The organism is Sulfurisphaera javensis, assembly GCF_041154675.1.
GTDB lineage: Archaea > Thermoproteota > Thermoprotei_A > Sulfolobales > Sulfolobaceae > Sulfurisphaera > Sulfurisphaera javensis.
On sequence record NZ_AP031322.1, the window covers coordinates 1299537 to 1322195 of the forward strand.

General features: G+C 32.2%; 37 protein-coding genes. 1 reads left to right on the top strand and 36 read right to left on the bottom strand.

What is annotated here, in order from left to right:
- Positions 1 to 19 precede the first annotated feature (19 nt).
- Positions 20 to 553, top strand: coding sequence for an archaemetzincin family Zn-dependent metalloprotease (locus ACAM25_RS07110; RefSeq protein ID WP_369609044.1), 534 nt, complete (start codon positions 20 to 22; stop codon positions 551 to 553).
- Here ACAM25_RS07110 and ACAM25_RS07115 read toward each other — a convergent pair.
- The 36 genes from ACAM25_RS07115 to ACAM25_RS07290 all read right to left on the bottom strand — a co-directional run bounded on the left by ACAM25_RS07115 (position 530) and on the right by ACAM25_RS07290 (position 22659).
- On the bottom strand, positions 530 to 949 hold the full coding sequence (locus ACAM25_RS07115; RefSeq protein ID WP_369609045.1) for an archease: 420 nt from the start codon (positions 947 to 949) through the stop codon (positions 530 to 532). The genes ACAM25_RS07110 and ACAM25_RS07115 overlap by 24 nt on opposite strands.
- Before the next feature lie 114 nt (positions 950 to 1063).
- On the bottom strand, positions 1064 to 1219 hold the full coding sequence (locus ACAM25_RS07120) for a hypothetical protein (protein ID WP_369609046.1): 156 nt from the start codon (positions 1217 to 1219) through the stop codon (positions 1064 to 1066).
- A gap of 5 nt (positions 1220 to 1224) precedes the next feature.
- Positions 1225 to 1983: a DNA import protein CedA gene (gene cedA, locus ACAM25_RS07125; protein ID WP_369609047.1), complete on the bottom strand. Its 759-nt coding sequence runs from the start codon at positions 1981 to 1983 to the stop codon at positions 1225 to 1227.
- Between the two features lie 3 nt (positions 1984 to 1986).
- Positions 1987 to 2220: a DNA import protein CedA1 gene (cedA1, locus tag ACAM25_RS07130; protein ID WP_369609048.1), complete on the bottom strand. Its 234-nt coding sequence runs from the start codon at positions 2218 to 2220 to the stop codon at positions 1987 to 1989.
- Between the two features lie 42 nt (positions 2221 to 2262).
- Positions 2263 to 2802 carry a (d)CMP kinase gene (gene cmk / locus ACAM25_RS07135; RefSeq protein WP_369609049.1) on the bottom strand — a complete coding sequence of 180 codons (540 nt, stop codon included), beginning with the start codon at positions 2800 to 2802 and terminating at the stop codon, positions 2263 to 2265.
- The gene (locus tag ACAM25_RS07140; RefSeq protein WP_369609050.1) at positions 2799 to 3062 is read right to left on the bottom strand and encodes a 50S ribosomal protein L34e; all 264 of its coding nucleotides are present in this window, start codon (positions 3060 to 3062) and stop codon (positions 2799 to 2801) included. The genes cmk and ACAM25_RS07140 overlap by 4 nt, the downstream gene beginning before the upstream one ends.
- A 22-nt stretch (positions 3063 to 3084) precedes the next feature.
- Positions 3085 to 3519 (bottom strand): hypothetical protein, encoded by a 435-nt coding sequence (locus ACAM25_RS07145; protein ID WP_369609051.1) that lies wholly within the window; start codon positions 3517 to 3519, stop codon positions 3085 to 3087.
- A 4-nt stretch (positions 3520 to 3523) separates the two neighbouring features.
- Positions 3524 to 4108, bottom strand: coding sequence for an adenylate kinase (locus ACAM25_RS07150; protein ID WP_369609052.1), 585 nt, complete (start codon positions 4106 to 4108; stop codon positions 3524 to 3526).
- Positions 4109 to 4110: 2 nt separating this feature from the next.
- Positions 4111 to 5502, bottom strand: coding sequence for a preprotein translocase subunit SecY (gene secY, locus ACAM25_RS07155; protein ID WP_369609053.1), 1392 nt, complete (start codon positions 5500 to 5502; stop codon positions 4111 to 4113).
- Between the two features lie 15 nt (positions 5503 to 5517).
- Positions 5518 to 5952 (bottom strand): uL15 family ribosomal protein, encoded by a 435-nt coding sequence (locus ACAM25_RS07160; RefSeq protein ID WP_369609054.1) that lies wholly within the window; start codon positions 5950 to 5952, stop codon positions 5518 to 5520.
- Positions 5953 to 6429 (bottom strand): 50S ribosomal protein L30, encoded by a 477-nt coding sequence (locus tag ACAM25_RS07165; protein WP_369609055.1) that lies wholly within the window; start codon positions 6427 to 6429, stop codon positions 5953 to 5955. It lies immediately after the preceding gene.
- Position 6430: 1 nt separating this feature from the next.
- Entirely contained in the window at positions 6431 to 7075 is a 645-nt protein-coding gene (locus ACAM25_RS07170) for a 30S ribosomal protein S5 (RefSeq protein ID WP_369609056.1), read from the bottom strand.
- Complete coding sequence (locus tag ACAM25_RS07175) at positions 7075 to 7665, bottom strand: 50S ribosomal protein L18 (RefSeq protein ID WP_369609057.1); 591 nt, start codon at positions 7663 to 7665, stop codon at positions 7075 to 7077. The genes ACAM25_RS07170 and ACAM25_RS07175 overlap by 1 nt, the downstream gene beginning before the upstream one ends.
- Positions 7666 to 7668: 3 nt before the next feature.
- A complete protein-coding gene (locus ACAM25_RS07180; RefSeq protein ID WP_369609058.1) occupies positions 7669 to 8124 on the bottom strand; it encodes a 50S ribosomal protein L19e in 456 nt (151 codons plus the stop codon).
- A gap of 6 nt (positions 8125 to 8130) precedes the next feature.
- A complete protein-coding gene (locus ACAM25_RS07185; RefSeq protein WP_369609059.1) occupies positions 8131 to 8529 on the bottom strand; it encodes a 50S ribosomal protein L32e in 399 nt (132 codons plus the stop codon).
- Complete coding sequence (locus ACAM25_RS07190) at positions 8513 to 9073, bottom strand: 50S ribosomal protein L6 (RefSeq protein ID WP_369609060.1); 561 nt, start codon at positions 9071 to 9073, stop codon at positions 8513 to 8515. Before ACAM25_RS07190 ends, ACAM25_RS07185 begins: the two co-directional genes overlap by 17 nt.
- Before the next feature lie 10 nt (positions 9074 to 9083).
- Entirely contained in the window at positions 9084 to 9485 is a 402-nt protein-coding gene (locus ACAM25_RS07195) for a 30S ribosomal protein S8 (RefSeq protein WP_369609061.1), read from the bottom strand.
- Positions 9486 to 9492: 7 nt separating this feature from the next.
- Positions 9493 to 9657, bottom strand: coding sequence for a 30S ribosomal protein S14 (locus ACAM25_RS07200; RefSeq protein WP_369609062.1), 165 nt, complete (start codon positions 9655 to 9657; stop codon positions 9493 to 9495).
- A 5-nt stretch (positions 9658 to 9662) separates the two neighbouring features.
- Positions 9663 to 10199, bottom strand: a complete 537-nt coding sequence (locus ACAM25_RS07205; protein WP_369609063.1) for a 50S ribosomal protein L5 — start codon at positions 10197 to 10199, stop codon at positions 9663 to 9665.
- Positions 10200 to 10931, bottom strand: coding sequence for a 30S ribosomal protein S4e (locus tag ACAM25_RS07210; RefSeq protein ID WP_369609064.1), 732 nt, complete (start codon positions 10929 to 10931; stop codon positions 10200 to 10202).
- A gap of 1 nt (position 10932) precedes the next feature.
- Positions 10933 to 11346 carry a 50S ribosomal protein L24 gene (rplX, locus tag ACAM25_RS07215; RefSeq protein ID WP_369609065.1) on the bottom strand — a complete coding sequence of 138 codons (414 nt, stop codon included), beginning with the start codon at positions 11344 to 11346 and terminating at the stop codon, positions 10933 to 10935.
- Positions 11347 to 11763, bottom strand: coding sequence for a 50S ribosomal protein L14 (locus ACAM25_RS07220; RefSeq protein WP_369609066.1), 417 nt, complete (start codon positions 11761 to 11763; stop codon positions 11347 to 11349).
- 5 nt (positions 11764 to 11768) lie between these two features.
- Positions 11769 to 12110: a 30S ribosomal protein S17 gene (locus ACAM25_RS07225; protein ID WP_369609067.1), complete on the bottom strand. Its 342-nt coding sequence runs from the start codon at positions 12108 to 12110 to the stop codon at positions 11769 to 11771.
- Complete coding sequence (locus tag ACAM25_RS07230) at positions 12110 to 12343, bottom strand: ribonuclease P protein component 1 (RefSeq protein WP_369609068.1); 234 nt, start codon at positions 12341 to 12343, stop codon at positions 12110 to 12112. The genes ACAM25_RS07225 and ACAM25_RS07230 overlap by 1 nt, the downstream gene beginning before the upstream one ends.
- Positions 12340 to 12588: a 50S ribosomal protein L29 gene (gene rpmC / locus ACAM25_RS07235; protein WP_369611633.1), complete on the bottom strand. Its 249-nt coding sequence runs from the start codon at positions 12586 to 12588 to the stop codon at positions 12340 to 12342. Before rpmC ends, ACAM25_RS07230 begins: the two co-directional genes overlap by 4 nt.
- 14 nt (positions 12589 to 12602) lie before the next feature.
- Positions 12603 to 13286 carry a 30S ribosomal protein S3 gene (locus ACAM25_RS07240; protein ID WP_369609069.1) on the bottom strand — a complete coding sequence of 228 codons (684 nt, stop codon included), beginning with the start codon at positions 13284 to 13286 and terminating at the stop codon, positions 12603 to 12605.
- Between the two features lie 4 nt (positions 13287 to 13290).
- Positions 13291 to 13761, bottom strand: coding sequence for a 50S ribosomal protein L22 (locus ACAM25_RS07245; protein WP_369609070.1), 471 nt, complete (start codon positions 13759 to 13761; stop codon positions 13291 to 13293).
- Positions 13762 to 13764: 3 nt separating this feature from the next.
- A complete protein-coding gene (locus ACAM25_RS07250) occupies positions 13765 to 14187 on the bottom strand; it encodes a 30S ribosomal protein S19 (protein ID WP_369609071.1) in 423 nt (140 codons plus the stop codon).
- 37 nt (positions 14188 to 14224) lie between these two features.
- On the bottom strand, positions 14225 to 14941 hold the full coding sequence (locus tag ACAM25_RS07255; RefSeq protein WP_369609072.1) for a 50S ribosomal protein L2: 717 nt from the start codon (positions 14939 to 14941) through the stop codon (positions 14225 to 14227).
- 10 nt (positions 14942 to 14951) lie between these two features.
- Entirely contained in the window at positions 14952 to 15200 is a 249-nt protein-coding gene (locus ACAM25_RS07260; protein WP_369609073.1) for a 50S ribosomal protein L23, read from the bottom strand.
- Positions 15197 to 15997 carry a 50S ribosomal protein L4 gene (gene rpl4p, locus ACAM25_RS07265; protein ID WP_369609074.1) on the bottom strand — a complete coding sequence of 267 codons (801 nt, stop codon included), beginning with the start codon at positions 15995 to 15997 and terminating at the stop codon, positions 15197 to 15199. The genes ACAM25_RS07260 and rpl4p overlap by 4 nt, the downstream gene beginning before the upstream one ends.
- A 7-nt stretch (positions 15998 to 16004) precedes the next feature.
- Positions 16005 to 17036 carry a 50S ribosomal protein L3 gene (locus ACAM25_RS07270; RefSeq protein ID WP_369609075.1) on the bottom strand — a complete coding sequence of 344 codons (1032 nt, stop codon included), beginning with the start codon at positions 17034 to 17036 and terminating at the stop codon, positions 16005 to 16007.
- A 51-nt stretch (positions 17037 to 17087) separates the two neighbouring features.
- On the bottom strand, positions 17088 to 17834 hold the full coding sequence (locus ACAM25_RS07275) for a putative RNA uridine N3 methyltransferase (protein WP_369609076.1): 747 nt from the start codon (positions 17832 to 17834) through the stop codon (positions 17088 to 17090).
- Positions 17831 to 20968: an isoleucine--tRNA ligase gene (gene ileS, locus ACAM25_RS07280; protein ID WP_369609077.1), complete on the bottom strand. Its 3138-nt coding sequence runs from the start codon at positions 20966 to 20968 to the stop codon at positions 17831 to 17833. Before ileS ends, ACAM25_RS07275 begins: the two co-directional genes overlap by 4 nt.
- A gap of 69 nt (positions 20969 to 21037) precedes the next feature.
- Positions 21038 to 22051: a 3-isopropylmalate dehydrogenase gene (gene leuB / locus ACAM25_RS07285; protein ID WP_369609078.1), complete on the bottom strand. Its 1014-nt coding sequence runs from the start codon at positions 22049 to 22051 to the stop codon at positions 21038 to 21040.
- A 17-nt stretch (positions 22052 to 22068) separates the two neighbouring features.
- Positions 22069 to 22659 carry a DUF447 domain-containing protein gene (locus tag ACAM25_RS07290; RefSeq protein WP_369609079.1) on the bottom strand — a complete coding sequence of 197 codons (591 nt, stop codon included), beginning with the start codon at positions 22657 to 22659 and terminating at the stop codon, positions 22069 to 22071.

Sequence of the window (22659 nt, forward strand, 5' to 3'; positions counted from 1 at the left end):
ATTAAAACAGGTGTTTCTATTGTATAAAGTGCTTATAGTAAAACTCACGAATATTGATAAAAATGTGATAAATGAAATTGTAAATCATCTCTCAAATCTTGGCTTTCATGTAGATGTTCTCGGTGAAATAAATCATATTAATATAACCTATTTTGATTGGGAAAGATCTCAGTTTAAGGCTGAAAAAATATTAGAATTTATATCAAATAAATTCAAGAACTTTCCTTATGATTCTATTATAGCTATTGGGGAAATTGATGCATATGCAAATGGTTTAAACTTTGTGTTCGGATTGTCTACTAAAAAATTTGGCACTGTTTATTTATCTAGGTTAAAAAATGAATTTTATAGGAAAGAATGTGATATTCAATTATTTATAAACAGAGCAAAAAAAGAAGTAACTCATGAGTTGGGTCATACATTAGGTCTTTCTCATTGTTCTAATCCTAATTGTGTGATGAACTTTAGTAATTCTGTTCAAGATGTTGATAAGAAATCTGCATATTTTTGTGAAGAATGTAGACTGAAATTAAATATCAACAACAAACGTTAAAATATAATATCCATTTTCATTTTCTATGTTCATCTCATGATAAGTCATTGCTTTGACAACGGTTCTTCTTTCATGTTTATCTGGATTGAATTTTTCTCCCCAAGCTTTTGCTTCAAGGGTTAAGTTTTTTTCATCGATATTTACATCAAACTTACTAAATAATAATAATTCTGAATCATAATAAACTAATAAACTTTCTATCCATCTATATAGTAAGTTTTCAAGATCGTATCCGTCTACTTTAATTTCTCTCATTTCCTTAGGCTCTACTTTACTAGTGTCTGTCATTACTTCAAATACAGCTAAAGCAGCATTTTCAAAAGCTTCATTAAGGTCTTTTCCGTAAGCTCTAATACCAATATCTGCAGTATGATCAAAGAACTCAAACTTTTGCATAAATTATAAAAGGCTGTAGAGATTTTATTTTTAATTGAGCAAAAGTGGGAGGAAGACAAAAGACTACATTATTTATGACAAAGGAAGTAAAAAAGGAAGCTAAAAAAGGTGTAACTACGCAACAAACTTCTCAAAAATAAACTTTATCCCAAAAAGTATTGATAACCCTATTATGATACCTAAAGCTAAATATTCTATGTTTTTTAAATATAGGTAAACTAATATTGAGTCAAATATAATAAGATACGAAACTAACTCATAGCTTTTCATTTTTATCACACGATGTCTACTAAGAATGGTACTCTACTTCCATAGCCACCAATAGCATTTCCAAGACCTATGCTCAGACCGCTTAAAAGTATTATATAGCTTGTAGGTGCTAGTAGATTGGCGATAAAGATTTGAGGAATTTCATATTGTAATACTATAGATATATTGGGATTAGGCGGCAAATTCATTTTGAGTATATTTAGATCTAACTGAGTTAAGAAAGTAGGCAAATACGGTAACCCAATGTAGAACACTATTGATGCTGCAATAAATGAAGCCCCTATTGATCTCCCAATTCTAAAAGGCAATGCCATAAGTAAAATCCCCATTGCAATAAAAAGCCCAGAATACTGATATATCATTTGAGATATTATTGTTAAGAATTCTATAAATGACGTGGCCATCGATAAAAGAAATGAAAACATCATAAAGGGTGCAAAGGCTCCGGCAATATACTGTATTGAGTCTAATATTCCTTTAACTATCTCATATTGTAAAATATCATAGTTTTCTACTGTATATAACCATTGAAAATATGAAGGCCATGATGCTCCTAACATATCTAGTAGTTGTTGCATAAATGCTAAAACTGCTGTATAAATTGTAACCCAGACTATGACATAAATTGAATCTGTAATTAGTTTAGGACCCCATTTCTTTACTCCATATACTGGAATTGGCAATGCATAAAACAATGAACCAAGAGTATATGTTAGTGAGGCTAAGATTTGTGCATAGAATAAAAAGTCAAATACACTCCACATATCTTACACCTGTGATGCTATGTAAGATATAACATAAAATATAGTACTACCAATTGCTAAGAAAAATGCTGCTATAATAGCATCTTCTATTAAATCTTGTCCTCCTCTTTTGATTCTAAATATTGGTATAGGTGAGCCTCTTAAGGCCCAACCTACTGCCCACGCTAGTACAAATACACTCCAAGCAATTTCTGTTACAGTAGAGTTTAAATTTTCTATGAAGCTCAAAAGTGTCATTTCACATCTATTTTTTAAAATGTGCTAAATAATAGAGACTCTCTAGCGAATATTTTTTGATAATGAAAGAATGTAAGTTTCAATTATTTTTGCTATATCGTCCGGTGAAAGAAAGTTCGTATTTATAACTAGATCGAAAACAGATAAATCAAACAAATCTATTCCATAGTAAGAAAGAAATCTCTTTCTATGACTTTCTTCTCTTTCAATTATTTGTTCTAAAGCTTCTGAAAAAGGTATATTATCTCTCTTTGATATTCTTTGTGCTCTAACTTCTAAATCTGCGTTTAGATAGACAGATAAATCAGAAAGGCCTTTTAATAACCATCCGCCAATATGTGATTCTATTACTAAATTTTTCTCATCTTTTACTAGTCTAAGTATTTCGTAATCTATTTTCCTATCAATATCAAAGATTACTTCTGCTTTCTTATTAAGTTCTAATAAACTTAACCCTTCAGACTCAGCCAATTTTCTAAAAATTGAACCTGCTGATATATATTGTAAAGAAAATTTTTTCGATAAAATTTTTGCTACTGTAGATTTTCCACTCCCAGGAGGACCACTGATAACAAGAATCATGAGCTTCCTCTCAAGCTTTGCTTAATTAGAATTTCAAGGCAATGATGACAAATATAACCTCCATATATCCTTTCTGGTCTTTTTTCTGTTTTACTATATTTTGAAAGGAAGTTAGTTTTTACACCTTTTAATGGTTTTTTACATATTGCACACTTAGCTACATTATTTTTTCTTCTCTCATAATGTATAGTTGATTTGCTTGATGGCAATCTTACGTGAATCTTTCTATATGAAGTTGATCGGTAGTGAGGGTTAGGCATATATAAAAATTATAAGTAGGTTTTAAATAGTCTTCGGTCTTCTTAACGATAAAGGAGTAAATAAAAGGAATGAAATAATATAGATAAATAAATTACTTATTATAAACTTTCCATGATAACTAATTGTCAAAGGTGTATTATAAGGAAAATATACGGGCAAATTTATGTAATCAATAACTATAAAGAGTCCTATCATATACACAAAAATCAAAGTTAATGACTGAATAAACATATAATTTCTTAGTTTAGCCGTATAATAATCTACGTCTTTTGATATCTTTTTCATTGTTTTGTCTCTCCTTTTAGGAGAAGAAATTTTAACAACCCTATCTTCATATTCTTTTATTTTTTCTATCGCTAGATTCATTTTGTTCAATAGATATAATTTATACTCAATATATAATAAGAAATTTAATAAAAAAGATAATCCAATTATATAAAAAATACCTAAGTTCATACGATCACAGCATAGAGGAAATTATTTCATTAGCTGCTATTGAAGGGTCTCCCTCAACATTAATTATGATCTTTACAGTAGCGCCAACAAGAACAGCTGATGCCATAGCTGCATATCTAGCAAAATTTATTGTTTCTAATATTACTTTTTCATCACTATAATCGCTTCTACTTCTTGTGGTATCCCTTTTTTGTCTATCAAGAATTATTTTTGGATCAGCTTCTAGTAAGAAAATAACTTTAGGATTTATTTCTTCGATTACATACTTAGGTAAACCGGGAAGATAACCAGAAGGAGTTCTAATTACTGCATGCGTATCAATGAAAAATAGTCCTTCTCCTCCTTCACTTGCTTCTTTAGCTATTCCTCTAGCTGCTTCAATTTGCAGTTGTTTTTGCTTTTCTACTGGTAATTTTCTCATCTCATCTCTATTATTTACATAACCTAATTTTACAGCCGTCATTAACATATAATCTCCGTAATTTACTATTTTATTATTAATTTTCTTTTCCTCCAATATTTCTTTTACCTTTCCTAAAACAGTAGTTTTACCTACACCCGGAATTCCAGTTACAATACCTATTTTCATTTTTACTCACCGATTATTCTCTTTAATAGTGGGTACATCTCTAACGTTCTCTCATAAGCTAATAAATTATAGTACTGAATAGCTATTGTTACTGCTAATAAAATTCCTACTCCAGTTCCATACACTCCTAGAAATGTTGCTAATACAGCGATCACTCCAACAATGAGTGAGCTATAGAATCCTAATGGATAAATATACTTGGCTAATATAGCCTCAATTACTCTAGGATTATTTCTCATTCCTGGAATTTCCATTCCAGCCTCTACCATTTGCTGTGCTTGTGTAGCTGGATCTAATCCAGCAACATCTATCCATAAGATTCCGAAAATAATAGATAGGCCTATAAATACTAAGGCATAAATTGCTGCCCCTACAGGGTCAATAACTAATGCGAAAACACTGTGAGGAACATTAGCTGGAGGGAAGAAGAATGCATTAGCAATATCTGTTAAGATTGATGATGCTGGAGATGAAATATATGAAGCTAAAGAAGCAAATAATTGGAAATCAGCTCCTAATACACTTACAAAGATAACTGGGATGCTACTTACATATAGGAAGTTTAATGGTATAGTAGTTTTTATCCCTCTTAATCTTTGTGTAGTTACTGGTATTTGTATGTTTATATTAGTTAAATAAATAATTAGAAGTATCAGAGCAATAGTAGATATAAGACCTATTAAGTCTGGTTGATATGGAGTAGTAGTGCTAGTGTTAACTATTAATGAAAGGATGTTCTTTCCACTTACTATATCGGATACCAAGACTGGGAAGAATCCAACTGGCAAATTCTGATTTGAAACAGCAGCTATACCAAACATATCCCAGAACATAATTTTAGTAACACCAGCTAAAATGAACAAGCTTATTCCAGAACCAAGTCCCCAGCCTTTTTGTATCATTTCATCTAATAATAAGATAATGTAAGTTGCAATAATGAGCTGTGCAGTAACAATCGCTGACAACATAATATTACCTGCAGTTCTTGTAAATACATAACCAAATAGTGCTGACTCCACCAAAATAAATATGAAAGCTAAACCTTTTTCTGCTTCAGTGAATCTTGCTTGATCTTCTTCCTTAGCTAAATCCATTTGTATAAGTTTTGATCCAACTAATATTTGCATGATTAAACCAGAAGTAATAATTGGACCTATACCTAACTGAGCTAAAGTACCTTGTGTTGAGGCAAATATTATCTCTTCAGCTAAGAAGTTACTTAAAAATGAATTAGATGAAGTTACCCCATACAAAGGGATTGAAGCCATTACTAAATAAATTATAACAGCAATAAATGACCAAAGTAACTTAGATGATAAAGAAGGTCTTTCTTTAGGTTTAGTTATAGCTGGTAAATATTCTCCTAGTGTAGCAAGAAAATCTACAAAACCCATACTACTCTAAAAAGCCTATTCACTTGTGGTTAATATAATTTCTCCTCCTAATTCCTTAATTTTTTCCATTGCTTTTTTACTAGCTTTGTCAACCTTAATGATTAGTGGTGTTTTTAAACCACTGCTCCCAATAAGTTTATCATAGCCTAATTCAGTTAAATCCACAATCTTCTTGCCATTTTCTTCCTTAACTTTGACTATACCTTTATCTAATAATTCTTGTAATTTTCTCATTGTTATTACATTATAGATTTTTGATGTTGGATTTACAAAACCGTGCTTACCATACCATCCTTCTCCATATTTTACTAGCCATGACCATTTTTCCTTATGCATTCCTATTTGTCTACTTCCCTGTGCGCCTCTATCTCTATGCTGTCCTTTAGTACCCCAGCCATGAGTCCTATAACCTCTATATTTTCTACTTTTTTTCTCTCTCCTAACTGTCATTTAGACCATCCTCTTAATTAGTTCATTTATCTTTTCTCCTCTATAACCAAATTCACCTTTAACATTAAAAGGTCTATTTATTTTACCCTTGAATCCACCACTTGGTGGATGAAGTCTGATCGGTAATTTAAAGTAGTCATCGAGCTTATGCAACTTTAGTTCTCCAGTCATTATCTTTTTTACAAAACTATCATATCCATCTATTTTTAATTGTGTCTTGAGAATTTCATCTGTAATTCTCTTATGACCTATTTTAGTTTCTAATCTGGTCAAAAGTAATTTTAAGCTTTCTTCGTTTAATTCTCCCCATGTTACATATGGTTCTGCTACTTTAAGCATTCCTCTTATAGAAGGAGTATCTTCATAAATCATAGCATTAAATCTTCTTGGCAATCTTAGCAATTTTAAAGTATCTTGTATGTACCAAGGTGTACCTGCATAACCTCTAATTCTTATAATTCCTAAAAGCGTTACCATTTTATTTCCTCCTCATCCAATCTATTGGAGTAACAAATTTGTAAGTATTATAAAGTGCATTATATCCAGCCTTTATAAAGTTCTCTGTAGTATAAGTTGATCCTCTAGTTAGAGACCAAGCGTCTTTTATCCCAGCATAAGTTAACAAAGTCTTTAACGCAGGACCTACAACCAACCCAGTACCTTTGGGAGCTGGCATTAATAGTACTTCAACACTCCCTGCCTTTCCATAAACTTTGAAAGGCAAACTATGCGGTTCACCACAAGTACATTCCCAACTTCCACATCCTCTTCTTACTGGTATAATATTCATTTTGGCATCCTTTATTGCTTTTTGTATAGCAACTCTTAGCTGCTTAGCTTTTCCTGTACCGTAACTAACATAACCATCCATGTTACCCATAACAATTAAGACTTTATACTTAGAGATCTCACCGGCATCTGTCTGTTTTTGTACAATCTTTATATCCATCACTTCATATTTTAATTTAGGTAATAATACATCTACTATTTCCGGTTCAGTAATAGGATAATTCTTCTCAAATAGTTCTTTCATTGACGTTATTTTTCCTTCTTTAACTAACTGCCCTATCTTAGTTCTGGGTTTCCATTCTTCTGGATTTATTACAGGTACTTCTTCTGCCATTATGCACCACCGGATTTTATTTTATTTAAAACTTCTTGAAAGTGAGAAGGGAGATCTTTTGGATGAAGTCCTCTTTCTAAATATTTAGAAAATAATCTTTTGAATAATTCAGGGTTTTCTGATTCTAGCTTTTGAGCATATGTTGCAATATGAAGACCCTTAATTCTATCTTCACTAACTCCAATTTCGCCTACTGGAACTTGTAGTCCTGCATCTATAGTTCCTTTTATTACAGTGAAAATTCTGCCTCCTTTTACTGGTACAAACAATCCAATGTCAGTTACTGCTTCCTTTATTCCAGCTTTTAAAGCTCTAACCCCTAATAAGTAGCCAGTAAGGTATGCTGCAGGTGTGTTGTTTGTATCACCTTTCCAACCGAACTTTTTAGCTAGTTCTATTGAGTGTGCGGCAGCAATAACTACATCGCCTTTAGGGTTAAATTTGACTATTTGAGCTATAATGTATTTATTTGTTATTCGAACAACTAACCTAGTTGCATTATTTATGACATAAGTATATCTTTTGTAGTAATTCGTTTTACCTTCTCTTCTTCTTCTATATTTTACCTTATAATTAGGACCGTGAGCCATGAGTTATTCCACCTTTACACCCAGTTGTCTTAGGTAATTTTTAAGATCTGACAAACTTCTAAAAGAGTTACCTTTTGCTTTCCTATATGCTAATCTATATACTTTTTTGTCAATTATGTCATTATCTCTTAGATATTTTAGATATATTCTTAATTTTCTTATTTTTGTTACCCATTGTTCTTTTTTGCCTCTTCTTGCACCAGCAGTTCCTTTTCTGCTTCCACTTTTTCTTTTTTCTCCCCTCTTTCTTCTTTTTTCTCTTTTTTCTTTTAATCTTCCTCCACTAATACCTTTTTTCTTCTCTATAATTATTTTTCCTTCTTTTATCAATTTTCTAATTTCGTCCCTAGTTATTGCACTTGTTATATCTTCTAGGAATTCTGTGTTAAATTTAACATTATTTTCACCTACATTACTTAGCTCAGCTGCTAATCTTCTTTGGAGAGCAAATTCTGGCATTCGATATCACCCATTAGCTAATTTTAATCCCATTTTTTTAGCCTCTTCAATTAACTCTAATCTCTTTTTTAAACCTAACTTTGAGGAAAGAATAACAATTACTTTTTCTTTCATTTGTGAAGCTTTCTCTAAGTCTTTTTTATTAGAGACATAGAAAGGTATAAGACCAGATGGATGTAAGCCTCTTATATCTTTTGGAGATCTAAATCCTATTTTTACTTTTGGTTGATAGCCTTTAAGTTCTAATCTCATTGGATTGTCTATCCCTTTAGGCTTTCTCCATGTTTCTTGCCTTCCTATTCTATAGAACTTGTCCCAATCATATCGTAAAAACTCTAGTTTATTTTCTCTTATTTTCTTTATTTTCTCTTGGATTTTTCTAATATTCTTATTCTGTTGACTCACTACCTATCACCTCTTTTTTATATATGTAAATTCCATCTGCAAAAACTCTTCTATCATAACCAGTAATTTTAGTAGCTAACTCAATATTAGCTGCTGTTTGACTAACGTTTTCAATATCTTGACCTTCTACGATTATATCTTCTCCTTTAACAGTAACTTTAACTCCAGGAAGTATCTTGGCTTTTCTTATGTTTTTTTCTCCTATTAGGTTTTGTATTTGTACCTCGTTACTACTTACTTTTACAGTAACTGGGAAGTGAGTATAAATTATCTTAAGATAATATCTATAGCCTTTTGTTACACCAGTAAACATATTTTCAATATGAGCAATTATTGAATAGAATTGTGCTTTCTTTCTCCTATCAGCAAAAGTAGTTTCTACTATTATTTTATTATCTTCTTTTTTTAGTTCAATACTACTTATATGGCTAAAATCCTTTTCTATTTCTCCTTTAGGTCCTTTTACTTTAACTTTCATGCCATCTATGTTAACTGTTATTCCTTGCGGAATTTCTATTTCTTCATATAAATGAACAGCTTTCATAAGGATCACCCTAATAAACGTAACCTAATGCTACTCCTCCTGTTCTTTCCTTTATTGCATCTTTATGTGTCATAATTCCTTTTGGAGTTGAAATTATTAATACTCCTATTTCTTTAGAAGGTAAATATCTTCTAACATAATCGGGTAAAGTTAGTAAGTCTTTATATTTTAAGGGGTATCTTGGTGTAATTGGACCACATTTGTTTATTCTTCCTAATAACTGAACTACTATTTTTCCAGATCTACCATCATCTATAAACTCAAATTCTCCTATATATCCTTCCTTTTGCATAGTCCTAAGGACGTTAATTATTAATTTTGATGCTGGCATGATTATTGCTTGCCTATTTCTTCTCATTTCATTATTGTAGATTGTTGTTAAGGCATTTGCTAAAGGATTTAAATTAACCATAATTTTTTCACCTCGTTTTCTTAAATCCCATTTCATAAGCTACTTCTCTAAAGCATTGTCTACATAAATATAAACCATATTTTTGTATTACTGAGTCCCTACTTCCGCATCTTCTACAAACTTGTACTCCTTTTCCATATTTTCTTTCGGCTGGTGGCTTATATTTACCCATTTCTTTTACCCCTCTATAATCGTAACATTAAAGTTTTGCTTTAGAAATTCCATTGCTTCTTCTTTATTTATCATTCTATGTCTCTTAGGAATATGTGCCTTCTTTCTTTTTCTTCTCATTACTCTGTAGCCAGCTCTAACTAATGTAATTGCTACATCCATACCGAATATTCCTATTTCTGGATCATACCTAGTTCCAGGAATCAAGACGTGTTCAGATATTCCAAAACTTATATTTCCATAATCATCGAAGCTTGATGCCTTTATCCTATGCCCAACAGCAGCTAGTACTTTATTCAAGAACTCAACAGCTTTCTTCCCTCTAAGAGTTACCTTTACTCCAATTGGTGCTCCTTTTCTTACTCCAAATTCTCTGATTGACTTTTTGGCTATAGTATAAACTGGCTTTACACCAGTCAGTTCTTGTAATAGTTGGTATGCCTTTTGTAATCTTTCCCCAGCTTCTCCTACTCCAATGTTCACAGTTACTTTTTCTAGTTTTACTTTTTTCATTGGATTTATTGTAGTTTGAGTTACGGCCATTTACTTTACCCCCACATTAGGATCAATTTCATTCTCTCCAATTGCCATAACGTTTTGAAGATTAGTTTCAACAATCTCTCCATTCTTTTGCTCTATAGCTACAATGCTATACTTCCTTTTCTTGTAGTTTGCATATTGTATTGATTTAATTATTCCATGTAGTCCTACGTTTCTTCCACCGATTACTATAGCATATTTTCCTTCTTTAATTTCATAAGTTTTCACTATGCTCTGTGAAGGAGTTTCAATTTTTAATGTAGTTAATGTAGGATAATTCATTTCAGGTATTTTTTCTTTGGGAATTAAAATATTTCTACCATCTTCAAGATTTAATTGTAAATTTCCGTTCTTATTTGTCGTCTTATTAATTATTCTAACGAACTTATATTTGGCATCTTCTTTTGAAATTTTAACTGGGAATAGATATTTTACATTATCAGGAACTATTCTAAAGTAAAGATCAGAAGAAGGAATAGCTACAACATCCATTAATCCAACAGGGTATTTATAATCTTTTCTAACTCTCCCATCAACTGTTATCTTTCCGTCGAAAATTAGCCTCTTAGCTTCTCTAGTAGTTTCTGCAACATTAAGGTAATGTTTTAGTAGTAAGGCTAAAGGAATACTCTCAGATAATTTATGAGGACCAGCATTTGCTCTAATTGTCCATTTGTATTCCTTTTTACTTAAGTTTAAGAACCAGGGAGCTTCGAATCGAGTTATGTGAGCCAATTTACTTCGCCTCCGTTGTTTGTTCTTTCTTCTTTAAATATTCTTCTCTTGCTTTTCTTTTTCTTTCAATTATCTCTTTTCTCTTAGGATCAGATAAATCCAATTTTGTAATCATAACTTTAGAAGCATGAATCCATCTGTAAACTGGGGTTCCATCAGCTTTCTTTCTAGTTAATCCCTCAATTGCTATTCTTCCTTTTTTTCTATCTACTTGTATTACTTTTCCTTCAAAATTAAATATATCCTTATCTCCTCTCATTACCTTAACAGTATCTCCCTTCCTTATCGGTAATCTTTTTATTCCATACTGTTGTTGTAATTCATCTGATAGTTTGGCTGTTAATAATTTATGTCTCTGATGATTAGGTAAGTTATATAATAATAATCTTTGCTTGGAGGGTTTATGTGAGGTCATTCATATCACCATTGTAGCTATACTAGCTACTTTTGGCCATCTTTCTGCTGCTTCTTTAGCAATAGGTCCTCTTATTTCAGTGCCTTTAGGTGTCCCATCTGGGTTTACAATTACTACAGCATTATCTTCGAAAGAAATCCATGTCCCGTCTGGTCTTCTAAATGGCATTCTTTGCCTTACTATCACGGCCTTAAATTTCTGTTTTCTAACCTCTGGTGTTCCTTTTCTTACAGAAACCATGACTAGATCTGCAACATTAGCAAAGGGTATTCTTCTTAGAACTCCTTTGTATCCATATATCCCAATTATGACAGCTTCCTTCGCTCCACTGTTATCTGCAACAGTAACAGTAGTATAATGCTGCAAACCAGGTGTGAGCCCTTTTCTACTTCCTAATACTTGAAGTTTTTCCGGCATTCACATCACCTTTTACCTATAACTACAAATGAAACTGACTTAGCTATTGGTCTGCATTCAGCAATTATAACGTTATCTCCTTCTTTAACATCTAAACATGGAGGAATATGCGCATGGATTCTGCTTCTACGTCTTTCATATCTTTTATATTTTACGTCGTAGAAAAGATATTCTCTTTCAACTACTCCAGTTTTTTCAGCTCTATATTTAATTAGCTTACCTTCTATTAAAATTCCTCTTACTCTTAAACTTCCATGAAATGGACAGTTTTTATCGTCACACGTTTTTGAGGGAGGAGTTATTCCCTCTATTCCAACATTTTTAACTAATGCACCTTTTTTACCCATTATAACCACCTTTTTTCCAATTTACCTACTAATTTAGAGCCAGGTAGGACTATACTCCTACCATTTAAATAAAATTCAAAAATTCCATTATCTTTGAGAACTCTTATTCTTTTACTACCGGCTTGAATTAGAAAAGTCTTCCTAGATTCATAGATAACTATTCCTTCCCTTCCTATTAAAGAAGGATCAGAATGACCTAAAATTTTAATTCTAGTTCCAATCAAATCTATCATTTCTTGCTCTCCTTCTTTTTCTTTTCTATTTCTTTATTTAATAAAGAAAGAGCTGTCAACACTCTAGCTATATCTTTTCTCAAATTTCTAATTGAGGCAGTATTCTTTAAAGTTCCCATTCTAGCTTCTACTCTTCTCTTTAATAATTCTTGTTGCAACTCTTTCAGTTTATTCAATAATTCTTTCTTTTTTTCTAATAACTGTTCAAGATTCTGATTGCTTATATCTTTCACTTCATAACCCAATATCTCGTTCATTTTCATTGTTGTCCACCACTAGATTTTTGGGATTCGTCTATAAAGCTCACATTAGTAACGGTTACCATACTCTCTCCACCACCTCCTTTAGGTTGCTCTCTTATCTCAATTTTATCTACGCTCTTTATTGGTTTTGTAATTAGTATCTCAACACCATAAACACCCGGTTTTAGCATTGCAGCAGCTATAGCTCTATCTACAATTTTATCTAAATAAGCCCCACTTTTATACACAACACCTTCTTTTAGTTTTTCATATTTTGCTCTTTCAGATGTTAATTTTCCGCTTATAATGACTTCAGCACCTAATGCTCCAGCATTCATAATTCTTCTGATTGTGATAAATGCTGCCCTTCTGAAATGATAGCCCTTCTCTAACGCAACAGCCAGTCTGAATGCCATAACTCTTGCATTTAATTCTGGATTGTCTATAGTAGTTACTGTAATTTGAGGATTATCAAGTCCAAAGTATCTTTCAAGCATTTGTGCTAATTGTTTTATTGTTTTTCCTCCTTTACCAATAATTAATGCTGGCCTACCAGCATATATAACGACTCTAGTACCTATTGGTGTTTTTAAGATTTCTACTCCTGCATATTCAGCATTATAGAATTGCTTCGCTAGATACTCATCTACCATGACTTTTGTCATTGATTTTTGAAGGAAATATTTCTTAATAAGAACCATAATCTTACACCTCCGCTAAAACTACTTCAATATTTGATGTGTATCTATATTTTCTTGTTGACCTCCCAAAGGCTCTAGGCATAAATCTCTTAATAGTTATTCCCTTGTGAGCTGCAATATGAACTATTTTCACATTGTCCATATCTAATCCTTTGGAATTTGCATTATTTTCAGCATTTTCCAGGACTTTTAATACGTACTTTATAGCTTTTTTAGGGTATCTACCACTTTTTACTTTCCATTTTGGTGAAATATTTGATTTGTGCGAAGCTCCATGAGAGTGTCTCCAAAATGGAAGAGCGTCCTTTTCATCTAATACATCATATAAAAATCTCTTTGCATCATTAAGTTTCATTCCTCTTATTGCTTTGCAAACATTATAGAGGTCTCTAATGGAAGCTGGAACATTTCTTATGACAGCTTTTGCTATTTTTGTATCATCTATATTTAAAATAGGATAAGTCCAGTGAGCCATTGTTCATCCCTTCATGGCTAAGAATAAGCTTGATCTAGTAGCTTTCAAACCTGGTTCACCATGTTCTACTTTCTTTGTAGTTATCGAGAATTCTCCTAAATAATGTCCAATCATTTCTGGTACAACTTGGAATTCTACGAATTCTTTTCCGTTATATACTGCAAATTTTAGTCCAACCATTTCTGGTAAAATTACCATATCTCTAACATGAGTTCTTATAGTTTTATTATATTTTCCTTCTCTTATATATTTTCTTACTTTCTCTAATAATCTTCTTTGCCTATCTGAAAATCCTTTTTTCAAGGATCTCCTTTGCCTAGCGGGTAATAACTTAATAAACTCGTCCATAGGCATATTTAATAATTCATCTAAGGTTTTTCCTCTATATCTAAACTTTTTCCATTCCGGTGGAAATTCCATGGACATTATATCACCTTAAACATATATATACAAATTTAAAAATTCATGCACCTTCTTTCCTTCCCGTTCTTCTGGCCGCAATGTGACCAACTTTTCTACCTGGTGGTGCATTTCTTGAGACAGTTGATGGCCTACTAACACTTTGATGTAATCCGCCACCGTGAGGATGAGATACTGCATTCATTGCTACCCCTCTTACATGGGGCCATTTCTTTGCTTTAACCTTATATTTCCAGTAGTTGTTCCCAGCTTTAAGGAGTGGTTTTTCTGTAACTCCACCGCCTGCAACAATTCCTACTATCGCTCTAGCATTACTACTAACTTGAGCTATTTTTTCTGAAGACAATTTAACTAAGACTTTGTCTCCACTCTTTCCAACTACTATGCCGTATGTGCCTGCTGATCGTGCAAATTTTCCTCCATCTCCTCTAATTTTTTCTATATTAGAAATTATAGTTCCTTCAGGCACATTTCCTACTTCTACTATGTTACCATTACTAATTGATGCATTTTTGCCAATCTGTATTTTTTGACCAACTATTAATCCTTGAACTGATGGAACATAAAACTTAGTTCCGTCATCTAATTTTATTAATGCTAAAGGGGCATTTGTACCTGGATTATGAACTATGTCTATAACTTTTCCAACGTGTTCCCCTTCTATTGGTGGTATTCTGGCTTTGCCTACTCTTCTCCAACTTGGACTTCTGAAATTTATTCCTCCTCTTCCTGCTCTTTGTTGTAATAACCTTTTACCCATAACTTTCACCTCATAGAATTCCTAATTTATGGGCTATATCAGTAGCATTAGATTCCTTTGATAGCTTAACATATGCTTTCTTTTCTCCTTTGTTAGTTATTAACGTATTAACTTTTTCTACTTTAACATTAAACATGGTTTCAATTTCTTTCTTAATATCAACCTTAGTTGCTCCTTTTTCTACTATAACTGTTAAAGTGTTTTGAGATTCAATTAATCTAATAGCTTTTTCGGTAGTTAAAAATTCTTTAATTATCATAATACTAACCTCCCATCAAATCTTTTACGTAGTACATCAATAGCTGATTTAGTATAAATGGTTAATCTGCCAGGGTGACCACCTGGGGCCAAATGTATAACACTTAGGTCTTTAGCTAAGATAGTGTCTACCCCAGCTAAATTTGAAGACGCTTTAATAAATTGGGGATCATATTCATGAATTACAATTAGAGGACCTTTTGGCTCTTTGTATCTCCTTCCTCTCATTTTTCCTTTCCCTGACCGTATTTTAGTCTTTTCTTTTACTCTTTCAATATCTTCTGATACCTTTAAAGACTCTAATGTTTCCAGTATATCACTACTCTTAGATATCTTCACAATATCATCACTAACGATTATAGGAAGTGTTTCGGCAGAAAAAACATGTCCTCTACTTTTTACTAAATTAATATCAGTGGTAGCACTTAATGCACTTATTATAGCTAATCTTTTCTCTTTTTTATTGATTTCTTCCTCAAGCCTCTTTTCTACTTTAGGAGGAAATGCTAATCTACCGCCAACTGTATTTGGTGCTAAGGCAGCTTCTCCAGTAGTTTTAACTCTTGGAACTCTTGCTAATCCTAAGTTAATACCAAAGCTTACTGCTGATGTTCTCTTTCCTGCCATTGGATCTCTTCCTTTAGGTTGTAAGGATTTTGTAAATTCTGATAAAAAAGCTCTTCTTATTAGATCTTTCCTTACTGGATAACTAAAGAAAATAGGTAATTCTATCTCTTCTATCTTATTTCCTTTAAGATCAAAAACTTGAGTTTTTTTAGCTTGTAATTCAAGATACATGGATATTTCACCCTTGCTGACTGTATAAATTAACATATGTTAGCTTAGGAACTGACTGTGGATTCCAACTTGGTCTTATTGGATATCTCAAGAACAATGGTCTTTTCTTAGCGCCAATTACTGAGCCCTCAATTATAAGATAAGTGTTCTTAACTAATCCATAATTCACAAAGCCACCTTTTGGATTTATTTCGTCTGGATTATCCGATATCTTTAGTATTCTTTTGTTATATTCTGTTCTTCTATGGAATCCCATTTGTCCCGGTTGTGGAACGTAACTTGGCGTAGAGAATGAAGGTCCTCTTGCTCCAACTTTTCTGCTTCCTTTTCTGTGTTTGTGCCATCTAGGTAGCTCTACAACACCATATCTTTTAATAACTCCTTGGAATCCTTTACCTTTTGTTACACCAATTATGTCTATTAACTGACCTTCTTTAAATACGTCCTTTACACTTAAAGGTTTACCTAGAATATTTAATGCATAGTTTAATTGAGCCTTTATATCTCCTCCACCTAATTGTATTTCGACTATTTCAGGTTTTTTCTTACCTAATGCAGGAACCAACTTTGGCTGAGTTGTAATTAAAACTCTTAAATATAAGATGTCATTTATCCTAGAATTTAATGTATCTAATTTTCCTTTCATTTTCTCTTTATCTAGTTTGAGTCTAGCAATCTTTCTTGTTTGTAATGTTTTAAGAACGTCTTCTGGCAGTTCTCCCCAATATTCTGATAAAGTTGTAGGTTCTCCTTTAGGTCCCATAACGTATGCTCTTAGTGCTAATGGTATAATAGGGGGAGTTTCAATTATGCTCACTGGAACATAAATTTCTTTCCCGTAATTAGGAGAAGTAGGTTTATCATCAATCATGAAAATATGAGTCATGCCAACTTTGTAACCTACAAATCCTAATAATTTTGGTTCATTTAATTGAATAGTCGGCCAACTTCTAGGTGTAGGCAAAATTTCGCTAGCTCTTTTTCTCGGTCTTACACCAGCCGAACCTCTCCTTGGCGAAGCAAGCTTACGATGACCCATTAATTTTCCCTCGTTCCCTTCATTTTAAAAAATCTCCGTATAAAAATGTATCTATCCTAAGATGAAATTAAGAATCGATAAGGAAGAGACCAATGCTTCCTCAGCTCTAATATCTTTAACTCCTTGATTTGGTATAAAGTTATATATATGTTCAAAACTTTTTACTTCTTTTTTTAATAAACCTCCTTGTGGTGGCCCTATTAGTAATGAGATACCTTCTCTTTCGTAGAGTGATCTAATCTCATTGGCAAATTCCAGTGGATTTTTGCCAGATCTACTTGCAATGATTAAATTATTAAAATCTCGTAATTTCTCGTAATCAATAAAATGCATTTTAAAACCTAAATAATAAGGATAAAAAGTGTATTCTTTAACTTGTAGTGGTTTTGTATTAGTAATTAAAATAATTCTAGCGTTGGTCTTTAACTTATTTTTAAGTCCAAAAATCCCTTTTTTACCTAATCTATATTCTCCTTCAATTGGCTCTTTTGATACTATATGAGAGGGAATATTTATAGGATTTAAAAGTCCTACTTTCTTTAGATTTTTCTTTATTGGTATCTCCTTTTTTAAATAAGGGGGCAATAAGGCATAATCTATTATATCCGAAATTATATCTATTATTTTTTTATTCTTATAATCACTAATCCAGTACAAATTTGAAACTCTAAAAATTGCTAGAATTCTTATTATATAAGACAATTTAATCGTAATTTCAGCTAAACTTTTCTCAGTAGAAAAAATTGATGTAAATAAAATAATATTTAAATCTTTTCTTCTAGGATATGGGAAAATCAAGCCTTGCTTACTCCAATTGTATATTCTTCGTCTTCAATTTCCCATGTGGATACAAGATCTCCTTTACTTTCTCCTATAATTAGTTCTTTAGCTCTAGTTTCATTCTTTATATAATCGCTCCACTTCTTAATCATATTTGTTCTATCTTCTGGTGGTTTAATATATAAAGTTATATAGTCGTTTATTTGAACGTTTAGTTGTTTTCTCATAAATTGTATTCTTCTTACAATGTCTCTAACAATTCCTTCCTCTTCCTCTTCTTCATTTATTTCTTTTCTTAATACAACTACACCTCTATCAAATCTGGCTGAAACATATCCTTCTTCTGTTTCTTCAAGTATATTAACATGATTAACTTTTATTTGGATAGGTTCTCCGTTTATTATTACTTCATGATATCCTTTAGATATAATATCAGCAGCTACTTTTTCTGAATTATTTTCAATATATTCAATTATTTTACTACTGAGTCTCTTAAAATCGGGTCCAATTGTTCCCTTATTAGGTAAAGCTTTTACTTTGCTAAATCTCTTATAACCTTCAATGCCCCCTATTTCTACATCCTTAGAATTAAGCAAGAATTTGATTACATCTTTTACTGCACTAGCCATTTTTACATCGATGTCTGAAACGAGGAATACATATGCATTCTTAATTGGCCATCTTAATTTTATTCCAGCTTTAGCCCTTGCATTTAAGCCAGCTTCCGCTATTTCCTTACTTAGTTCGAATTCTCTTTCTATTTCTTCATTTATATATTCTTCTTCTACTTCTGGCAAACTCTCCATACTTACAGAGTCTTTCTTATCTACAACAAAATCTTGATATATTTTTTCTGCGGTAAACGGAATTACTGTTGACAAGATTGATAATGATCCCTTCAGTACCTTATATAATACATAGTACATAGTTATTTTGTCTGGGTCATTACTCTCATTCCATGCTCTTTTTCTAACTAATCTTAAGTAAAATCTACTAATATCATCTATTATAAAGCTTGTAATCTTATTAGCTAATTCATGTACTTTAAAGTCCTTCATTGCTTCTTTAACTTCCTTTATCATCTTATTGTATCTAGATAATAACCAAAGATCCTCTAATTTAAGATATTTTTTAAGCAAATCTAAAGTGTATTGTCTGGGATCAAAGTTATCTAAATTCATATAAGTAGAGGCAAAGACATAAACATTCCATATTATGTTAAGGTCTCTCTTTGTTTGGTCCATTGATTTCCATGAGAATTTCGCATCTTCCCAAGTAGTATTTCTTAATAGCCATAGCCTTAATACATCTCTACCATACTTCTCAATAACTTGTGAAGGTTCAATATAGTTTCCAAGGCTTTTATGCATCTCTCTTCCTTGTTCATCTAACATAAAACCGTGAACTAATACAGCGTTATATGGTGCTTTATCAAGTAGTATTACTCCAGCTCTCAATAAACTAAAGAACCAACCTCTTAATTGATCATGTCCCTCCAAAACTAAGTCTACTGGTCCTATCTCTTTCCACTTGTTTTCCCAATCTTTGCCAAGGCTAGCAAAGAAAGCTACTCCACTATCAAACCATACGTCAGCAACATCAGATACTCTATAGGCCTCTCCACCACATTTATCACATCTCACTACTACTTGATCTATCCAAGGTCTGTGCAGATCATCAGGAACTTTATTTAATGCAACTTTTTCTAATTCTTCTCTACTACCAACAACAATGATGTTACCACAATTCTTACATATCCATATAGGTAGTGGTGTTCCCCAGAACCTTTGCCTACTAATTACCCAATCTCTAATTTCTTTAACCATATTACCTATTCTTGTTTTTCCCCATTCCGGTATCCATTTTACGTTATCAATCTCTCTTAGTAATTCATCTTTCAATTTTGAAACTCCTATAAACCATTGTTCTATTGCCCTTAGAATTAAAGGAGTTTTACATCTCCAACATACTGGGTATCTGTGAACTATCTTACCACTATAAAGTAATGCATTTCTTTGCTTTAGATCAGCAATTATTTCATTTGCTGATTCTCTAACGTTTTTGCCAGCATACTTACCAGCTTCTGGTAAAAATTCACCTCTATCATTGACTAACATAACTACTGGAGCGTTAATTTTCTTACCTATTTCAAAGTCTACATCACCATGTCCTGGAGCAGAATGAACTAATCCAGTACCTTCAGTTAAGGTTACGTTCTCTCCAGCATCAACTACTATATGATAGTTATCTAATCCTTTTTGGGCAGGAACTATATCAGCTAGGGGATGTATATATTGCTTTCCAAGTAGCTCTTCTCCTTTAAAAGTTCTTAGGATCTTATAATTCTTTATCCTGGCTTCTTTCATCACATCATCTACTCTATCTTTGGCAATTATCAATACCTCTCCACTAACCTCAACTTCTGCATACTCATAATCCTTATTTATCATTACAAACACATTTGCTGGTAAAGTCCAAGGCGTGGTTGTCCAGATAACTAGGTACTTGTTATCTTCATTTTTGAGTTTGAACTTAACATAAATTGAAGGGTCTTCTAAATCCCTATATTCTGAAACCTCATAGTCAGCCAAAGTTGTCTCACATCTAGGACACCAGTGTAAAACGTGGACACCTTTATATAGCAAACCTCTTTCATAAGCTTTCTTCACAAGTCTCCACGAATTTGATATGTAATAGTCATGTAATGTCATATAAGGGTTATTCCAATCCATGAAAACTCCTACGTTCTTAAAGTTTTGCGTTAGAGAATTAGCGTTATTTATAGCAAACTCTTTACATTTGGTCACAAAAGTATCTACACCGATTTTTTCTACTACATCAGATTTTTTCTGAACACCTAATTGCTTCTCCATAGCAACTTCTATTGGTAATCCATGAGTATCATAACCTGGCTGATCATAAGTTCTATATCCCGCTAGTCTCTCATATCTAAGAATACAGTCTTTTATTACCTTATTCCAGATAGTGCCTATGTGTGGAACTGGACTTGAGGGATACGGTGGTCCATCAATAAAGAGGAATTTCTTTTCAAACTTGCTATTATATTCTTTTAATTTTTCATATATTTTATTCTCTTCCCAGAATTCAAGTATTTCCTTCTCGATAGAGAGTGGATCGAATTTAGGAGACAAGGGCCTTATTGTAGGATAAGATAATTTAGACCACCTTATTAATACATAAAGCTGAGGTTTAAAAACCTTTTAACTTATCTTATTGTAAATTTCGTTTATAATATCGTCAGTAGTTGAATTGCCTCCAACATCTGGCGTTAATGCCTTCTTCTCCTTATATACTAAATAAATTGCGTTTTCTAATGCTCTTGATGCTTTCAAATATCTATCATCATTAGAAAGTTCGTACATTCTTTCATACATTAAACTCACAGAGAGCAAGAATGCAGTAGGATTAACAATATTTTTACCCGCAATGTCAAAAGCTGCACCATGAACTGGTTCAAATAATGCCTTTTTATCACCAATGTTTGCTGATGGAGCTATGCCTAAACTCCCAGCAATTTGACTTGCCTCATCACTTAATATATCACCATATACATTCTCAGTTACAATAACATCGAACATTTGCGGATTTCTCACTAAATTTGCTGCTGCAGCATCAACATACATTTCTGAATAATCAACTTTTCCCTTAAGTACTGATCTACAAGCTTCGGCAAATAAACCGTCCGTTATTCTCATTACATTAGCCTTATGAACACAAGTTACTTTTTTACGTCTTCTTAATGCGAAATTTAAACCTACTTTTGCTATTCTCTCCGAAGCAAACCTTGTAATAACTTTCATTCCTACTGCCACACCATCTGTTACAACATATTCAAAGCCCTTATACAGATCTTCAGTGTTCTCTCTTACTATTAAAATGTCAACATTGCCATATTTAGTATCAATTCCAGGCAGGGATTTTGCTGGCCTAATATTGGCATACATATCATACATTTGCCTTAATTTAACTACTACATCAGCCGCTGATTCGCCAACTGGACCTTTTAGAATTATATCTGCTTTATCAATAACTTTTAAGCTCTCCTTTGGTAATGCTTCACCAAATCTAGCTAAAGCTCTATCACCTGCTTCTACTTCAATATATTCAATTGGTAACGAGTAAAGTTCATTTATTTTTGCTAATATTCTCTTAGATTTAGATACAATTTCAGGACCTACACCATCTCCTTGTATTAGTGCTACAGTAAAGGCCATGATAGGTTTTAAATTGTTTAAATTTTTAACCCTTTCTGTGTAAGCAAATCTATTAATTTTTCAACATTTTTAAAACTATTAGGCATTGTTTTTCTTATTATTTCGATTTCATACTTGATAATAGGTAAATATTTTTCAAGATCTTCTTTAGTATAAATATCAAGCCTAGAGAAGTGAACTAATAAGTCTATTAGCATAGAATTTCCTCTATTAAAGGCTGGGTAAATATCGCTATTTTTTCTATAAAAATAAATTTTATAAAAGAAATATGAAGGATCATCTAGTTTTTCGTAATAACAATTTGCTAGTAATGTATATCCTTGATTTATTATTGGTAAATCTTCAAGAAAAGTATTAGGTTTTAACTCATCGAAGAAGGCATTAAAGAACAAATTGGAATCACTAACTATATTTATGCTACATTTTGGAAATTTTAGTAAATTAGAAAATGTAATTGTATTTCTATATATCTTTGATTTTAGCACATTTCCACTTTTTATGATTCCTATAGGTGCTAAGTTTGGTTTTTCTCCATTTGTTCCAAGGATAACCTCATATATACCATCATATGGGAAAACAAGATTTATGATATCAGTTATGTAGTCCAT

Excerpts from the sequence above, each read along its gene's own strand:
- ACAM25_RS07115 (WP_369609045.1), bottom strand. The coding sequence starts at position 949 with ATGCAAAAGTTTGAGTTCTTTGATCATACTGCAGATATTGGTATTAGA.
- ACAM25_RS07120 (WP_369609046.1), bottom strand. The coding sequence starts at position 1,219 with ATGAAAAGCTATGAGTTAGTTTCGTATCTTATTATATTTGACTCAATA.
- cedA (WP_369609047.1), bottom strand. The coding sequence starts at position 1,983 with ATGTGGAGTGTATTTGACTTTTTATTCTATGCACAAATCTTAGCCTCA.
- cedA1 (WP_369609048.1), bottom strand. The coding sequence starts at position 2,220 with ATGACACTTTTGAGCTTCATAGAAAATTTAAACTCTACTGTAACAGAA.
- cmk (WP_369609049.1), bottom strand. The coding sequence starts at position 2,802 with ATGATTCTTGTTATCAGTGGTCCTCCTGGGAGTGGAAAATCTACAGTA.
- ACAM25_RS07140 (WP_369609050.1), bottom strand. The coding sequence starts at position 3,062 with ATGCCTAACCCTCACTACCGATCAACTTCATATAGAAAGATTCACGTA.
- ACAM25_RS07145 (WP_369609051.1), bottom strand. The coding sequence starts at position 3,519 with ATGAACTTAGGTATTTTTTATATAATTGGATTATCTTTTTTATTAAAT.
- ACAM25_RS07150 (WP_369609052.1), bottom strand. The coding sequence starts at position 4,108 with ATGAAAATAGGTATTGTAACTGGAATTCCGGGTGTAGGTAAAACTACT.
- secY (WP_369609053.1), bottom strand. The coding sequence starts at position 5,502 with ATGGGTTTTGTAGATTTTCTTGCTACACTAGGAGAATATTTACCAGCT.
- ACAM25_RS07160 (WP_369609054.1), bottom strand. The coding sequence starts at position 5,952 with ATGACAGTTAGGAGAGAGAAAAAAAGTAGAAAATATAGAGGTTATAGG.
- ACAM25_RS07165 (WP_369609055.1), bottom strand. The coding sequence starts at position 6,429 with ATGGTAACGCTTTTAGGAATTATAAGAATTAGAGGTTATGCAGGTACA.
- ACAM25_RS07170 (WP_369609056.1), bottom strand. The coding sequence starts at position 7,075 with ATGGCAGAAGAAGTACCTGTAATAAATCCAGAAGAATGGAAACCCAGA.
- ACAM25_RS07175 (WP_369609057.1), bottom strand. The coding sequence starts at position 7,665 with ATGGCTCACGGTCCTAATTATAAGGTAAAATATAGAAGAAGAAGAGAA.
- ACAM25_RS07180 (WP_369609058.1), bottom strand. The coding sequence starts at position 8,124 with ATGCCAGAATTTGCTCTCCAAAGAAGATTAGCAGCTGAGCTAAGTAAT.
- ACAM25_RS07190 (WP_369609060.1), bottom strand. The coding sequence starts at position 9,073 with ATGAAAGCTGTTCATTTATATGAAGAAATAGAAATTCCGCAAGGAATA.
- ACAM25_RS07195 (WP_369609061.1), bottom strand. The coding sequence starts at position 9,485 with ATGGTTAATTTAAATCCTTTAGCAAATGCCTTAACAACAATCTACAAT.
- ACAM25_RS07200 (WP_369609062.1), bottom strand. The coding sequence starts at position 9,657 with ATGGGTAAATATAAGCCACCAGCCGAAAGAAAATATGGAAAAGGAGTA.
- ACAM25_RS07205 (WP_369609063.1), bottom strand. The coding sequence starts at position 10,199 with ATGGCCGTAACTCAAACTACAATAAATCCAATGAAAAAAGTAAAACTA.
- rplX (WP_369609065.1), bottom strand. The coding sequence starts at position 11,346 with ATGACCTCACATAAACCCTCCAAGCAAAGATTATTATTATATAACTTA.
- ACAM25_RS07220 (WP_369609066.1), bottom strand. The coding sequence starts at position 11,763 with ATGCCGGAAAAACTTCAAGTATTAGGAAGTAGAAAAGGGCTCACACCT.
- ACAM25_RS07225 (WP_369609067.1), bottom strand. The coding sequence starts at position 12,110 with ATGGGTAAAAAAGGTGCATTAGTTAAAAATGTTGGAATAGAGGGAATA.
- ACAM25_RS07230 (WP_369609068.1), bottom strand. The coding sequence starts at position 12,343 with ATGATAGATTTGATTGGAACTAGAATTAAAATTTTAGGTCATTCTGAT.
- ACAM25_RS07240 (WP_369609069.1), bottom strand. The coding sequence starts at position 13,286 with ATGGTTCTTATTAAGAAATATTTCCTTCAAAAATCAATGACAAAAGTC.
- ACAM25_RS07245 (WP_369609070.1), bottom strand. The coding sequence starts at position 13,761 with ATGGCTCACTGGACTTATCCTATTTTAAATATAGATGATACAAAAATA.
- ACAM25_RS07250 (WP_369609071.1), bottom strand. The coding sequence starts at position 14,187 with ATGTCCATGGAATTTCCACCGGAATGGAAAAAGTTTAGATATAGAGGA.
- ACAM25_RS07255 (WP_369609072.1), bottom strand. The coding sequence starts at position 14,941 with ATGGGTAAAAGGTTATTACAACAAAGAGCAGGAAGAGGAGGAATAAAT.
- ACAM25_RS07260 (WP_369609073.1), bottom strand. The coding sequence starts at position 15,200 with ATGATAATTAAAGAATTTTTAACTACCGAAAAAGCTATTAGATTAATT.
- rpl4p (WP_369609074.1), bottom strand. The coding sequence starts at position 15,997 with ATGTATCTTGAATTACAAGCTAAAAAAACTCAAGTTTTTGATCTTAAA.
- ACAM25_RS07270 (WP_369609075.1), bottom strand. The coding sequence starts at position 17,036 with ATGGGTCATCGTAAGCTTGCTTCGCCAAGGAGAGGTTCGGCTGGTGTA.
- leuB (WP_369609078.1), bottom strand. The coding sequence starts at position 22,051 with ATGGCCTTTACTGTAGCACTAATACAAGGAGATGGTGTAGGTCCTGAA.
- ACAM25_RS07290 (WP_369609079.1), bottom strand. The coding sequence starts at position 22,659 with ATGGACTACATAACTGATATCATAAATCTTGTTTTCCCATATGATGGT.